Raw genomic sequence first — 13,281 nt, forward strand, 5'->3', positions numbered from 1 at the left:
TCAGAAGTACTGAGGCTTGGCGGCCGGCGGCACGGTGGGCGCCGGACGCGGTAAGAGCTCGAAGGGGCTCGATGTGGCGCAGACCTTGTTGGTGGCAATCCGCAGGTAATGGGCGGTGGTCGCGAGGCTGCGGTGACCGAGCAGCAGTTGAATGGTGCGCACGTCGGCGCCGGCCTCCAACAGATGGACGGCGAAGGCGTGCCGCAAACTGTGCGGCGTGACCGGTTTGGACAAGCCGGAGAGGTCGCACGCTTTCGCGCAGGCCTGTCCCACCGCACCCCTGGTGATCGGCTGGCCGGCACGATCGCCGGGGAAGAGCCACGCCTTTGGCCGCCGCAGCTTCCAATAGTCACGCAGGATCTCCAGCAGCTTGGGCGACAGCATCACGTAACGGTCCTTCTGGCCTTTGCCCTGCTCGACGCGGATGACCATTCTCTGGCTGTCGATGCCCGTGGGCTTTAGCTGAACCGCTTCCGAGATGCGCAAGCCGGCGGCATAGCAAGTGGTCAGGATGGCGTGGTGTTTGACGTCGAGGACGCAGCCGAGGAACCGCTGAACTTCCTCGGCACTGAGGATGATCGGCAGCTTCTGCGGCTTCTTGGGAAGCGGCAGGACCTCTTCAGGCGCCCAATCCCTCTCGAGCGTCACACTGTAGAGAAAGCGCAGCGCCGCAATTGCTGTGTGGATCGAACCAGGCGACAGCTTCTTCTCGTTGGTCAGATAGACCTGATAGGTCCGAATATCCTCGCGCCCGAGCAAGTCCGGCGACTTGCCGAAGTGACGCGCATACAGCGACACCTGCTGAAGATAGGAGAGTTGGGTGTTGAGCGCGAGGTTGCGCACCTCCATGTCCTCGCTCATGCGCTGGCGAAGTTGGGTCATGACAAGCTCCTTTGTCCGATGGAATAGGCTGCAAGCAGCCACTCCATGCTGACGCAGTCGGAGCTTGTTGTGGACACATGAACCAGCGCGACAGACGACGCGATCAGATCACGCTGTCGGCACTCACCCTCCTTGCCGCTCCGCATTCGCGGAGCGGGTTAGTCCAAATCGAGTAATGTTGTGCTGCACATTACTCGATGACTGGGGACCGGAAAAACTTAATGATGACCAGCGGCGTGATGTGCTTGAGATCATTGAAGACCGCTACGAACGCCGATCGACAATCGTCACCAGCCAGTTGTCTCTGGATCGCTGGCACTTTGGCCGACGCCATCCTGGATCGCCTCGTTCACAACGCCTATCGCATCGATCTCACCGGTGAAAGCATGCGAAAACAGCGCCCGCCGATCGCACCCGAAAACACCGAAGCTTGACCTGAAACAAAACCCAACCCAAACATCAACGAGACCCAGGATCAGTCCGAAAAATGGCCGCCTTCAAATCGGAATGGCGGCCGGAATGAAATCGGAATGACTGGCCGGCTTCAAATCGGAATCGGTGGCCGGCTTCATCGGAACACGCACTCGCCCGCATGACGCACGATAACGCGGCCGCCCAGCACCACGACTTGGACGTTCTCCCCGATCAGCCGCCACGGAACCGAGTAACTGAACTGTTCGTGTCCAGGTCGATTGCGCAGTCCGCCTGGACCTTGCGCACGAGATCCCGCAGCTGCCCAAACGGCGCCCGTCCGCCCAGAGCCTCTTCGGCAAAGCGCTCCGCAGGAGCCACGCCGGTCGTGCCATGCACACGCTGATCGGCAATCTCGCGCGTCCACCGGTCCAGATGCGCCTCGAACGCCGCCCAGTTCTCGAACCGGCGGCCGGCAATCGCATTGCGCTTGACGTAGCCGACCCCGCGTTCGTCCTTCCCCTTCGTCCGCGCCCGATAGGGCGCACAAGCCCGCGGCGTAAATCCCCAGTAGCGGGCAAAGGCGTGCAGCCGCATGTTGAACCGCACCTCCCGCGTCGTCGCATCGTGATGTTCGACCAGCGCCTTCGGGTTGTCGAACAGTACTTCCGTTGGAACCCCGCCGAAGCGAAGGAAGGCTCCTGCCATCCCCTCGAACCAGTCCGCCTGGCGCTCCCGAAGCGAGCAGGGCTGTCCGGGGAAAGTTTTGAGTGAATCGAAATGCCACATGTGCATGCCCCGTAAAACGGGTTTTGTCCGTCTTCTCTCTGGTTGTCGAGACTCAGAAAAGGAACGGGGCATGCGCTTTGCACCTAGCATCTTCGGGCAGCTTCTTGAACCCATCGATCGGCGTCAATTCCAAGCAATTGTGGATCGCCACGACGGGGATGCGTACGACAAATCGTTCAGAAGCTGGGATCATCTGGTGGCGCTGATCTATGCCCAGTTCTGCGGCAGCAGCGGCTTGCGTGGCCTGGAAGCCGGCTGGAACGCCAACAGCCAGCATCATTATCACCTGGGCAGCGGTCCCTTGATGCGTTCGACCTTGTCGGACGCCAACAGACGGCGTCCGGTCGCCATCTTTGCCGAGGCGTTCGGTCTGGTGGCGGGTCTGCTTGACCGGCAGACGCGGCGCGAGGGCACAGAAATGCTGCGGCTGATCGACTCGACCCCCATTCCGCTCGGCAAACTGTGCGATTGGGCCAAGTCGAACGGGCGCATCCGCGGCATGAAGGTGCATGTCGTCTATGACCCGAAGGCCGACTGTCCGCGCGTCCTCGACATCACCGACGCCAACGTCAACGACGCCCAGGTCGGCCGCCAGATCACGATCGAAGCTGGAGCGACCTACGTGTTCGACAAGGGCTACTGCCATTATGGCTGGTGGACGGCGATCGCCGAAGCCGGATCGATCTTCGTGACGCGGCCCAAGGCCAACATGGGGCTGGCGCTGGTGTGCGATCGCCCTATAGCCGAGCCGCAGGGCGACGGCTTCCTGGTTGTGGAAGACAGTGAGGTAAGCCTGGTCAGCAAGGGCGTTTGCAAGCTGCCGATGCGCCTGCGTCGCCTGCGCGTTCAGCGCGAAGAGGGCGACACCATCACGCTTTTGACCAACGATCTGGAGCGCTCCGCCATCGAGATTGGACGGCTCTACAAAGGCCGCTGGCAAATCGAGCTTCTGTTCCGATGGATCAAGCAGCACCTCAAGATCCGCAAGTTCCTCGGCAACAACGGCAATGCCATTCGCCTGCAACTCTTTGCCGCAATGATCGCCTATGCGCTGCTGCGCATTGTCGCGCGCACCCGCCGCGTCCCTATTCCAATCTTGAGGTTCACAGAACTGGTCGCTCAATACTTGTTCGGGCGGCGGAAAATGCACACCATCCACAAGCCGCCACCGGTCAATCAAAGCCGACCAAAAGACCGAGCCTCTCCCAATCAGATGGCCTTCATATATGAATAACTTTCCCCGGACAGCCCTGCGAAGCGAGGGACGGATATGCAGCCGACGCGAGTAACCCAGCGTTGCTACAAACAGGTGCACCCGAACACGCTCGCCGCCGATCCACGCCCGCGTGTCGCCAAAGTCGATCTGCATCTGATGTCCCGGCGCCGTCTCAAACCGAACCATCGCGCAAACGCGGTCGGCCGCACAGGCTTGCGAAACGGAACAGTCCCGCCCTCGCGTAGATACCGACGCACCGTGTTGCGCGCGCACCCGAATTCCTTCGCCAGTCGCTTCGCTCCCCAGCCAAGCTCATGCAGCCGCAGCATCGCTGCCACCTCTTCAGGCTGAAGCATCTCCTCTCCCTGCATCGTTCTCGACAATGCAGGAATCGCCGAAATCCCAATCGTCATCCATGCCTCCTCTCATAACCGAGGGGGTCAGTTCTTCATTTCGTCAGGGGGTCAGTTTCTCAATTCGACCGACATGTGTCAGGGCAACATTTTTCACTTCCTCGGTTCGGTTGATCGGAATCCATGGTCTGAGCCTGATTGCGTGACGCGTCTCGTTTATCCGAGCCAGATCCAACTTATATACGGTCGCGGTTTGAGACAGCGGCACCAACATCCCGCTTGCGGCGGACAAGGGCTCAGGAGGACGAGGCCATTCTGGCTGACGGCCATTTCAGCCATGCATATTCTCGGCTCGTCCCACCTGGATCCACCAGGACTTGATCAGGCCCTGGAAGAAGTGCTGAGTTCAGATTCTATGGAGGAGTGGCATCAGGCGCTCTTCATGACCGCGCCCTCGATGACGACGCCGGCGCTGACGTATTTCCACAGCGCTACGAGCAGCTTGCGGGCGAGCGCAACAATCGTCGCCTTCTTCAGGCGGCCGCCGTTGTGTTTGACCCGGTCCCGGAACCACAAGGTGAGCGCCGATCGCGGTTGATGGCGCAGCCACAGCTAGGCTGTCTGGATCAGCGTCGTTCGCAGCCTTGGATTGCCGGCTTTCGATACCCCCTGGTCGTGATCGACCGAGCCACTCTGCCAGGGTGTCGGCGCGAGGCCAGTCCCACGGCTGGCGTGATCGACAGCCAGTCGGTCAAGGCTCCGCAAGCTGAAACAATGGGTTACGACGCTGGCAAGAAGATTGTCGGCCGCAAGCGACACATTGCCGTCGATACGGACGGGCGGCTGTTGATGGTCAACCTCACCACCGCCGATATCTCCGACAGTGCCGGCGCTCAGGCGATCCTGGATGGTATCCGCAAGCGCTGGCCCTGGTGAAGCATCTGTTCGCCGACGGCGCCTATGACCGGCTGAAGCTCATGGGCAAAGCCACCTATCTCGACTTCGTGGTCGAGATCATCCGTCGATCCGACGACCAGAAGGGCTTCCACATCCTGCCCCGCCGGGGTCATCGAGCGGACCTTCGGCTGGATGACAAGATGGCGCCGCCTCGTGCGCGACTACGAGCAGCGCACCGACGTCTCGCAAGCCATGATCCTTGTCGCAATGGGCGGCAATCTCATCCGCCGAAACGCTCATCCGTGAATTTCAAAACGGACTCTAAGCGATTACCTCAATGAAGGCACCCTGGTAAGGCCAGGTAAGGCCAGGTAAGGCCTCTAAATGAAAGCTATCTCACTGGCCGAAAACATCATTTGCTGATTCCGGATACTGCGATGGAGCGAGAGGACGTCCAGATCTTTCGCAATTGGTTGATCACACAGGTCGCAGACCTAAATCCGATCCCGCCGGCGTCGGCTGTCGAATACGTTAGGGCAACACCAGTCGGGCGCAATGAGATAACAGCTGGGGCCTACAGTGCCGCCATCGCCTTATAACATTTAGTCCTGCGGCACATAATTTTTTGTTCGGTTGTTTTGTTGCTCCCGCGTCGCTAGCATTCTCAGAACAGTAAGGGGCAATGGCCCCTCAAGCTGCGTTCTTTTACTTGGATATTGAAGCAACGTTTGGATCATGCAGTTGAACTGTGATGAGAGATTAGAGGGTTATCGGCGGATGCTTCGCATCCGTCCATTCGAAGAAGAGGCTATGCGCCAGTACAAAAGGGGCAAAATCCCTGGTTACCTCCACGTGAGCGTCGGTCAAGAAGCCGCTATCGTGGGGGGGGGGTATGTCTCGCCTTTCGGGACGATGACGCCATGACCGGAACGCATCGTTCGCACGGCCATCCGATTGGGAAGGGTGCCCATCTGGGCGCTCATGGCCGAGCTTGGGAAAGGAAGGCGGCATTTGTAAGGGGCGCGACGGTTCGGAGGCGCCGGCGATACGCGGAGAGCCCGGCGATCGCTAGAGTCAATTCCGCACTTCCGGCTGGTAGCCAACCGCCAAGCTGATGATCTTGCGTTGGCGAGCAGGGATCAACGGAGTTGATTGCAGAAAAATGCTCCATCAAGCAGATAGGCGCGGATCGTTTCGCGCCAAAACCAAAAAAGGGGGAACTGAAAGATGGCGATTTCTCGACGCAATCTCTTAAAGACGGGTATCGCCGCCGGAGCGGCTTTTTCGATCCCTTCCGTCCTGCGGGCGCAAACGGCAGCGACCGAGGCGCGGACGGTCCGTATGTCGATGAGCGGCATACCGAGTATATTCGATCCCGTTATTACGGTTTCTCAAACCACCACCGACCACGCTGCGGCGATTTACGACACGCTGTTCGCGCTTGATTCGAAATTTATGCCGCAGCCGCAGATGGTGGGAAAGTGGGGCGCTTCGGATGACAAGAAGACTTACACTTTTGAGCTCCGCGATGGCCTAGGATGGCACGATGGCAACTCCGTTACCGCGGCGGATTGTGTGGCCTCAATTCGTCGCTGGGGCCAAGTGGATCCCGGCGGGCAGTTGATCATGGAGCGGGCCAGCGACATCTCGAAGAAGGACGATAAAACTTTCACGATCGCGCTCAAGGAACCTCTGGGGCTACTTCCCAATCTCCTGGCGAATCTGCTCTACGTCATGCGGGAGAAGGATGCGGATAAGCCGGCAACGGAAGCAGTGACAACCAACATCGGATCGGGACCGTTCAAATTTAATCAAGCTGCGGCGAGGCCTGGCGCTAGTTTAACTTACGACCGCAATGATAAATATTTACCACGCCAGGAACCAGTTGACGGATTGGCCGGTGGGAAAGTCGTCAAGGTCGACCGCGTGATTTGGGAGAATATTGGCGATGCACAAACTGCTATCGCGGCCCTTCAGGCGGGTGAGATTGTTTTTTATCTCACGCCGCCTGCGGATCTTTTCCCAGCCATTGAGAGCGATCCAAACCTTGAGCTCCAGGTTCTCTACAAGCACGGTCAGGACTTTTTCCTGCGCATTAATTGCTTGCAAAAGCCGTTCGACAATTTGAAGGCGCGCCAAGCAATGCTTCACTTAGTCGATCAAAAAGCCTTTTTGCAAATCCTTTCCTCCAACCAGAAGTACACGAATACTGTCACGTCATTTTTTGGCAGTGGCAATCCCGTATCTAACGATGAAAATACCGGATGGTTCAAAAAGGGAGGCGACCCGGAAAAGGCGAAGCAACTCTTCAAGGAAGCAGGATATGCAGGCGAAAAAGTCGTTATTCTTCAGCCGACGGACTGGTCAGACGCCAGCAACACTTCGCAACTTCTAGCAGACGCTCTACGCAAGATCGGGATTGACTCCGAGCTTGCCCCGAGCGACTGGAGCGGGCTTGTTGCACGCCGATCAAACAAGAACGCCATCGAAAATGGGGGCTGGAGTATCTTTATAACAAGCGACACCGACTTCGCCCGTGGTGAGCCTATGACTACATCCCATCTCGCGCTGAATGGCGAGAAAGCATGGTACGGTTGGCCACAGAATGATGAGTACGAGGCCCTTCGTGCCAAATGGGCCGATGTTGAAACGGTGGATGAGCGCAAGGCTCTGGCCCGCAAAATGCAGGGAATTGCTTGGGATTATGTGCCCGAGGTTCTCCTGGGCCAATTTACGGCGCCAATCGCACGCCGAAAGACGCTCACCGGCCTCATCGGCATGCCTGATATCGTTCCCATGTGGAACATGGAAAAAGCTTGAGCGATGGCTGGTTACATCCTTCGCAGAATTGTTTCGACCATCGCCGTTATGGCGTTGGTCGGGATCTTCGTTTTCTTGCTGCTCAGGCTGGCGCCGGGGGACCCTGCGGCGATGATCGCCGGCAGGTCGGCCACGGAGGAGATGATCGCCGGCATCCGCGAGCAGCTGGGACTGAACGATCCCATGCCGGTTCAGTTCATGCGTTGGGTGCGCGACATGCTCGGCGGCGATTTCGGCACCTCGATCTTTGCCGGACGACCGGTCCTCGAGCTCATCTCGCAGCGGCTTGAACCGACCCTTTCCCTGTCGATCCTGACAATGATCCTTTCGGTAACGGTCGGGGTCTCCTTCGGCATCTTTGCCGCGTGGCGAACTGGCGGTCTCGTCGACCGGCTCCTCACCGCCTTTTCAGCGTTTGGTTATTCTGTCCCGGTCTTTGTCATCGGCTATTTCCTCATATACTTCTTCGCCATCAAGACACACTGGCTGCCGGTTCAGGGATACGTGGAGATCGAGCGTGGCCTCGGGCCATGGTTCGAGCATCTGGTCCTGCCCACCGTGGCGTTAAGTCTTGGCTTCATTGCATTCATCGCCCGGGTTACGCGGGCGAGCATGCTCGAGGTTCTGTCGGAAGACTATATGCGAACGGCCGCCGCCAAAGGCGCTTCGTCCTATGCCATGCTTTTCCACCATGCCTTGAAGAATGCCGGCGTCCCGATCCTGACCGTCATCGGCATAAGCTTCGCTTATCTGATCGGCGGAGTTGTGCTTACGGAAACGGTGTTCAACATACCCGGTATCGGTCGTTTGGTCGTCGATGCGATCAACAACCGTGACTATCCCATCATCCAGAGCGTGCTCATCCTGACTTCGGGTCTGTATGTCCTTATCAATCTCGCGGTCGATCTCGCCTATACGCTGATCGATCCCCGCATACGATACTGATATGACGATTTTGTCCGCACCAGTTGAAGCTGTGCCGATGGGCCGGCTGCGAATATCTGACATTCCCCGTCTAACAAGGCGTCATCCGCTGGTCCTGGCGGGCGGCGGCCTGTTGGCGCTCCTCATCGTTCTGGCGCTGGCCGCCCCGCTTTACGCCGGCGATCCAGTGAACCTGGATCCATTCAAGCGCCTCCAGCCGCCTTCCGCCGAAATGTGGTTTGGGAGCGACAATCTGGGCCGGGATGTGTTTGCGCGAACGATCTTCGGTGCCCGCATTTCCCTCTTGGTCGGATTGATGTCGGCGGCGTGCACGGCTCTTGCCGGGCTTCTGATCGGTGTCATCGCCGGCTACAGCCGCAGCTTCGACAACGTCGTCATGCGGGTCATGGACGGCCTGATGTCGATCCCGACGATTCTGTTGGCGATTGCGCTCATTTCTCTGACAGGACCGGGAATCGGCATCCTTATCGTCGCGATCGCGATCCCCGAGACGCCAGCCGTCGCGCGGCTGGTTCGTTCGGTGGTTCTGGGTGTTCGCGGGCGTCCCTATGTTGAGGCCGCACTCTGCGGCGGGGCGCGCCTGCCGAGGGTGCTGTGGCGACATATCCTCCCGAGCACCGTTCCGGCGCTCATGGTCCAGGGCGCTACAGTCTGCGCCAGCGCGATCATGACGGAGGCGGGGCTGAGCTTCCTCGGCGTGGGCGTGCCGCCGGAGATTCCGAGCTGGGGCAACATGATCGCCAGTTCGCGCCTGTATCTCGCCATCGCCCCATTGACGATCTTCGCCCCCGGTATCTGCCTTGCCGTCACAGTCCTTGCCGTCAACCTGCTTGGCGATGGCCTGCGCGACATGTTTGATCCCCGCGCCAAGCAGAGGCGCTAACATGCAGATGCATCAAACCGCAGGCAATGATGTGCTTCTCGACGTTCGAAATCTCGAGACGCACTTTTACGGCGAAGACAGCGTCACCCGTGCGCTCAGCGGCATCAGCTTCCAGGTCAAGAAAGGCGAAACGCTTGGCATCGTCGGCGAATCGGGATGCGGGAAGAGCGTCACCGCTCTCTCCATTCTTCGCCTGCTGCCGAAGCTGACCGCCAGGACCGTCGGCGGCGAGATCCGCTTTCACGGACGCGACCTGCTTGAGCTGTCCGATCGCGAGATGCGAAAGGTCCGCGGCGATCAGATCGCCATGATCTTCCAGGAGCCGATGACCAGCCTGAACCCGGTCTATACGGTCGGCCGCCAGATTGCAGAGGCGGTGCAAATCCACACGAAAGCGTCCCGCTCGGTGGCTATGGCAAAGGCAGAAGAGATGCTGCGTCTCGTCCGCATCGCGGACCCTGAGCGTCGCGTCGACAACTATCCGCATGAAATGTCGGGTGGCATGCGCCAGCGCGCCATGATCGCCATGGCCCTTGCTTGCTCGCCGGAACTGTTGATCGCCGACGAGCCGACGACAGCGCTCGACGTCACCATCCAGGCGCAGATCCTGCGGCTGATCGTCGATCTGAAGGAGCGCACGGGAACGGCCGTGATGTTCATCACGCATGATCTGGGCGTTGTGGCCGAGACATGCCAGCGCGTGATCGTGATGTATGCTGGCCGGATCGTAGAACAAGCGAACGTCATGGATTTGTTCGCGCGACCGGCGCATCCCTACACTCAAGGGCTCATGCGATCGGTGCCTGACCGGCGGCGCGGCCGACAGCGCCGCCTTCCAGAAATTCCCGGCATTGTCCCAAGCCTGCGCGAGCACATTGTGGGCTGCAGCTTTGCGCCTCGCTGCCCGTTCGCTGTCGACATTTGCCGCGACAAGACGCCTGCCCTGCGTGATGTCGGGCCGAGCCACGCCGCGGCTTGCTGGCGCGCGGAAGAGGTGATGGGCGCATGAACGGTCCTCTGCTGAAAGTCGAGAATCTGACCAAGCACTATCCGCTTGGCTCGGGAATCTTCAAGAAAGGCATTCCGGTGATCCGGGCGGTGGAGGATGTGTCCTTTTCGGTCGAGGCGGGCGAGACGCTGTGCATCGTCGGTGAATCCGGCTGCGGCAAGTCCACCGTGGCGCGGCTCTTGATGCGGCTCGTCGAGCCGACGGGCGGGCGCGTGCTAATCGACGGTACCGATATTGCGGGCCTCAAGAAGGACGCGCTTCACGCCTGGCGCCGTCGGATGCAGATGGTGTTTCAGGATCCTTACTCGTCGCTGAACCCGCGCCTCACCGCTGGGCAAATCATCACCGAACCCGTCGAGAATTTCGAGCGTCTCAGCCGGAAGCAGCGCCAGGCACTCGCCGCGGACCTTCTCCGACAGGTCGGAATGTCGCCCGAGATGATGCACAGGCTGCCGTCCGAGTTGTCGGGCGGCCAGCGCCAGCGGCTCGGGATCGCGCGGGCGCTGGCCCTCCAACCCTCGCTCATCATCGCCGACGAAGCGGTCTCAGCCCTTGACGTGTCCGTGCAGGCACAGATCTTGAACCTGCTTCTGGATCTCCAGCAGCAGATCGGCCTCGCGTTCGTCTTCATCTCGCATGACCTCGGCGTCGTGGAGCATATCGCGCATCGCGTCGCCGTCATGTATCTGGGGCGGATCGTGGAACTCGCCCCATCCGAGGCGTTCTTCGCCAAGCCGGTCCACCCCTATACCGAGGCGCTGATTGCGGCAGCTCCGGTGCCCGATCCGACGCGGGTTCGGCTGGAGGCGCCCGTTGAGGGCGAGGTGCCAAGCCCCATCAATCCGCCGAGTGGGTGCGCCTTCCATCCACGCTGTCCGCTCGCGGTCGAGCGTTGCCGCATCGACGTGCCACCTTTGGTGCCGATGGCAGATGGGCGCGTCGTGGCCTGTCACGTGCGCGCTCCAGCCACGGACGTTGCGGCCGAGCCGGCTGCGGCGGCCAACTTGGCTATGCCAATCTCAGCAATTACCGGGAGATAGGAATGGAGGCCAGCTTAGTACGCTCATTGCCGAGCCATTTCCGCTGGCCGACATAACTGGCCAGCCGCATCAATGCGGACGGCAGTATGGCCACGAGACGCCGATCAAATTCGAAAGGGGACATCGCAACATTCCCGACCGCTAAGGCGCCTAAGCAAGAATGTTCCCGTGCCGGAGGTTTGGCGCGACAATAGTTTGATGAAAGGAAGTCTTTAAATGGGAATGCTTGAATTCGATGGACATCGCTATCTTGATGGCCGCGCGTCCGATCCTCGGGATCTTGGCTGGATGCGTGACGCGCCGCCGCCCGTAGAAAAGCGCATCACGATCGAGAGTGATACCGTTCTCCAATTCCCGCAGATGCGCTGGTCGCTGTCGCACATGCGTGAGCTCATGCCTACAGTGAACGTGTGGCGAAAGCCTGGCGCGCCTTCGCATTTTGAGCGCCACGAGAAGACTGGCGAGATCGACGCATTGACGTTCACAGATACCAACGGACGCACCCTCCGCTTCGATGAAGCGCTCATCGACAACTACACCGATGGCATCGTAGTATTGCATCGCGGACGCCTAGTTTACGAGCGTTACTTCGGCGCCCTCGAGCCGCACCTGCCGCATGCGTGCCACTCAGTCACGAAGTCGTACGCAGGCACGGTCGCGGCCGCTTTCGTGCACGAAGACGTACTCAATGACACCAAGACGGTCGCGTATTACCTGCCCGAGCTTCAGGGCACGGGGTGGGAAGACGCCACGCTGCGCCAGGTAATGGATATGCAGACAGGTCTGGCCTACACGGAGGTGTACGAGGACGAACGCTCCGGCGTCAGGGCGTATATGCGCGCTTGCGGCTGGCGGCCGCGGCCGGTCGGCTACGACGGGCCAAAGACCTTGTGCGATTATCTGCAAACGGTGCGCAAGGAAGGCACCCACGGCGAAACTTTCGATTATAAGACCGTCAACACCGACGTAATGACCTGGGTGATGACGCGCGTGACTGGCCGCTCGTTTGCCGAACTGCTGCAAGAGCGCCTGTGGGCGCCGCTCGGCTGCGAGGAGGACGGCTACCTCACTATCGATCCCGTCGGCACGCCACTAGCCGGCGCTGGTCTGAGCGCGAGCCTGCGCGACCTCGCGCGCTTTGGCGAGTTGATACGATGCGAAGGTGCGTGGAATGGTAAGCAGGTCATTCCCGCATTCGTAGTGCACGACGTGCAAAACGGCGACCACCCGGCTAAGCTTTCCGGCGGCTACTCGTATCGCAGCCAGTGGTGGGTGACGCACGATGAGCTGGGCGCAGTCGAAGCCCGGGGCATCCACGGTCAGCGCCTCTATATCGCGCCGGAGGCGGAAATGGTGGTCGTCCGCTTCGCGTCGCATCCTTTCGCGAACTCCCAGGTCGGCGACATAATCACGACCCCGCAAATGTTAGCTCTAGGGCGAATGCTGCGCGGGTAGCTGCGCGTGCACATGCCTCCGGGGAATGGCGCAGCCGTGCTATTTCTCTGAGGTTCGGCTGAGCCAAGGACGGTTTTCTTCGTATTCAAGCATTTGAGGAACAAATGTCAGGCGACAATAATTCTCGTCCAGCCCATCGCGTGGATGGATACGATACGGTGGGCTCGATTGAAACAAACGTTGCGGACGGCTTCACGATTGGTAGCAGTCGGCGACCTCATCACATCGCGACCGCTCACCAGATACGAACATCCCGGCTTCGACGACATCGTCAAGATCCTTCAGGACGCTGATGTCACGTGGCGCTGTTCGCACGGCTGCGGAGAAATTAGGGGAGATCGCAGGGCAGAAAATGCGGGACTGTGTGCAAGCAATCACCTGCGGATTCGGCGGCGCATATGAGTTACGAAAACGGAGCCAATGAGCGGAGTGGTTGCAACCTATGAAAAGGCAATCGTGAGTTCGGGCCCGCTGTGGGTAAGCAAAATTATCGGAGGATGTACTTGGATCTATGTTTATTTGCTTCATGAGATTAGTCGCCGCACGGGCCGCTGCGATTGGTCTGCTATTTCGGTCAATCT

The 13,281-nt window shown here is 59.7% G+C and carries 9 protein-coding genes and 6 pseudogenes; 11 read left to right on the forward strand and 4 right to left on the reverse strand.

Features of this window, described 5'->3' with window-relative positions:
• Complete coding sequence (locus IHQ72_RS34130; RefSeq protein ID WP_258120150.1) at window positions 1-882, reverse strand: tyrosine-type recombinase/integrase; 882 nt, start codon at window positions 880-882, stop codon at window positions 1-3.
• Between the two features lie 190 nt (window positions 883-1,072).
• On the opposite strand from IHQ72_RS34130, the pseudogene IHQ72_RS34135 reads away from it, so the two are divergent.
• Window positions 1,073-1,316: pseudogene (locus tag IHQ72_RS34135) on the forward strand (ATP-binding protein); the annotation flags it as partial.
• A gap of 143 nt (window positions 1,317-1,459) precedes the next feature.
• Here the strand turns inward: IHQ72_RS34135 and IHQ72_RS34140 are convergent.
• Window positions 1,460-2,037, reverse strand: a pseudogene (locus IHQ72_RS34140) (Mu transposase domain-containing protein); the annotation flags it as partial.
• Between the two features lie 115 nt (window positions 2,038-2,152).
• Between IHQ72_RS34140 and IHQ72_RS34145 the strand changes: the two are divergent.
• Window positions 2,153-3,316: an IS4 family transposase gene (locus IHQ72_RS34145; RefSeq protein WP_258117380.1), complete on the forward strand. Its 1,164-nt coding sequence runs from the start codon at window positions 2,153-2,155 to the stop codon at window positions 3,314-3,316.
• Here IHQ72_RS34145 and IHQ72_RS34150 read toward each other — a convergent pair.
• Window positions 3,206-3,711, reverse strand: a pseudogene (locus IHQ72_RS34150) (helix-turn-helix domain-containing protein); the annotation flags it as partial. The gene IHQ72_RS34145 and the pseudogene IHQ72_RS34150 sit on opposite strands and share 111 nt — an antisense overlap.
• Window positions 3,712-4,080: 369 nt before the next feature.
• A pseudogene (locus tag IHQ72_RS34155) lies at window positions 4,081-4,368 on the reverse strand (transposase); the annotation flags it as partial.
• Here IHQ72_RS34155 and IHQ72_RS34160 point away from each other — a divergent pair.
• From IHQ72_RS34160 to IHQ72_RS37465, 9 genes and pseudogenes are all read left to right on the forward strand, one after another.
• A pseudogene (locus IHQ72_RS34160) lies at window positions 4,360-4,854 on the forward strand (IS5 family transposase); the annotation flags it as partial. The pseudogenes IHQ72_RS34155 and IHQ72_RS34160 sit on opposite strands and share 9 nt — an antisense overlap.
• Window positions 4,855-5,358: 504 nt before the next feature.
• The gene (locus IHQ72_RS37315; protein WP_374120426.1) at window positions 5,359-5,472 is read left to right on the forward strand and encodes a hypothetical protein; all 114 of its coding nucleotides are present in this window, start codon (window positions 5,359-5,361) and stop codon (window positions 5,470-5,472) included.
• Between the two features lie 303 nt (window positions 5,473-5,775).
• Window positions 5,776-7,368 (forward strand): ABC transporter substrate-binding protein, encoded by a 1,593-nt coding sequence (locus IHQ72_RS34165; RefSeq protein ID WP_258120190.1) that lies wholly within the window; start codon window positions 5,776-5,778, stop codon window positions 7,366-7,368.
• A 3-nt stretch (window positions 7,369-7,371) separates the two neighbouring features.
• Window positions 7,372-8,313, forward strand: coding sequence for an ABC transporter permease (locus tag IHQ72_RS34170; RefSeq protein ID WP_258120191.1), 942 nt, complete (start codon window positions 7,372-7,374; stop codon window positions 8,311-8,313).
• 1 nt (window position 8,314) lies between these two features.
• Window positions 8,315-9,196, forward strand: a complete 882-nt coding sequence (locus tag IHQ72_RS34175) for an ABC transporter permease (protein WP_258120193.1) — start codon at window positions 8,315-8,317, stop codon at window positions 9,194-9,196.
• 1 nt (window position 9,197) lies between these two features.
• Complete coding sequence (locus IHQ72_RS34180) at window positions 9,198-10,205, forward strand: ABC transporter ATP-binding protein (RefSeq protein ID WP_258120194.1); 1,008 nt, start codon at window positions 9,198-9,200, stop codon at window positions 10,203-10,205.
• The gene (locus IHQ72_RS34185) at window positions 10,202-11,245 is read left to right on the forward strand and encodes an ABC transporter ATP-binding protein (RefSeq protein WP_258124031.1); all 1,044 of its coding nucleotides are present in this window, start codon (window positions 10,202-10,204) and stop codon (window positions 11,243-11,245) included. Before IHQ72_RS34180 ends, IHQ72_RS34185 begins: the two co-directional genes overlap by 4 nt.
• 216 nt (window positions 11,246-11,461) lie before the next feature.
• Window positions 11,462-12,700 (forward strand): serine hydrolase domain-containing protein, encoded by a 1,239-nt coding sequence (locus IHQ72_RS34190; protein WP_258120196.1) that lies wholly within the window; start codon window positions 11,462-11,464, stop codon window positions 12,698-12,700.
• 104 nt (window positions 12,701-12,804) lie between these two features.
• A pseudogene (locus IHQ72_RS37465) lies at window positions 12,805-13,003 on the forward strand (CapA family protein); the annotation flags it as partial.
• Between the last annotated feature and the right edge of the window lie 278 nt (window positions 13,004-13,281).

This window comes from Mesorhizobium onobrychidis (genome assembly GCF_024707545.1).
GTDB classification, from domain to species: domain Bacteria; phylum Pseudomonadota; class Alphaproteobacteria; order Rhizobiales; family Rhizobiaceae; genus Mesorhizobium; species Mesorhizobium onobrychidis.

Coding starts and splice junctions, on each gene's coding strand:
- IHQ72_RS34130 (WP_258120150.1), bottom strand. CDS start 882: ATGACCCAACTTCGCCAGCGCATGAGCGAGGACATGGAGGTGCGCAAC.
- IHQ72_RS34145 (WP_258117380.1), top strand. CDS start 2,153: ATGCGCTTTGCACCTAGCATCTTCGGGCAGCTTCTTGAACCCATCGAT.
- IHQ72_RS37315 (WP_374120426.1), top strand. CDS start 5,359: ATGCGCCAGTACAAAAGGGGCAAAATCCCTGGTTACCTCCACGTGAGC.
- IHQ72_RS34165 (WP_258120190.1), top strand. CDS start 5,776: ATGGCGATTTCTCGACGCAATCTCTTAAAGACGGGTATCGCCGCCGGA.
- IHQ72_RS34170 (WP_258120191.1), top strand. CDS start 7,372: ATGGCTGGTTACATCCTTCGCAGAATTGTTTCGACCATCGCCGTTATG.
- IHQ72_RS34175 (WP_258120193.1), top strand. CDS start 8,315: ATGACGATTTTGTCCGCACCAGTTGAAGCTGTGCCGATGGGCCGGCTG.
- IHQ72_RS34180 (WP_258120194.1), top strand. CDS start 9,198: ATGCAGATGCATCAAACCGCAGGCAATGATGTGCTTCTCGACGTTCGA.
- IHQ72_RS34185 (WP_258124031.1), top strand. CDS start 10,202: ATGAACGGTCCTCTGCTGAAAGTCGAGAATCTGACCAAGCACTATCCG.
- IHQ72_RS34190 (WP_258120196.1), top strand. CDS start 11,462: ATGGGAATGCTTGAATTCGATGGACATCGCTATCTTGATGGCCGCGCG.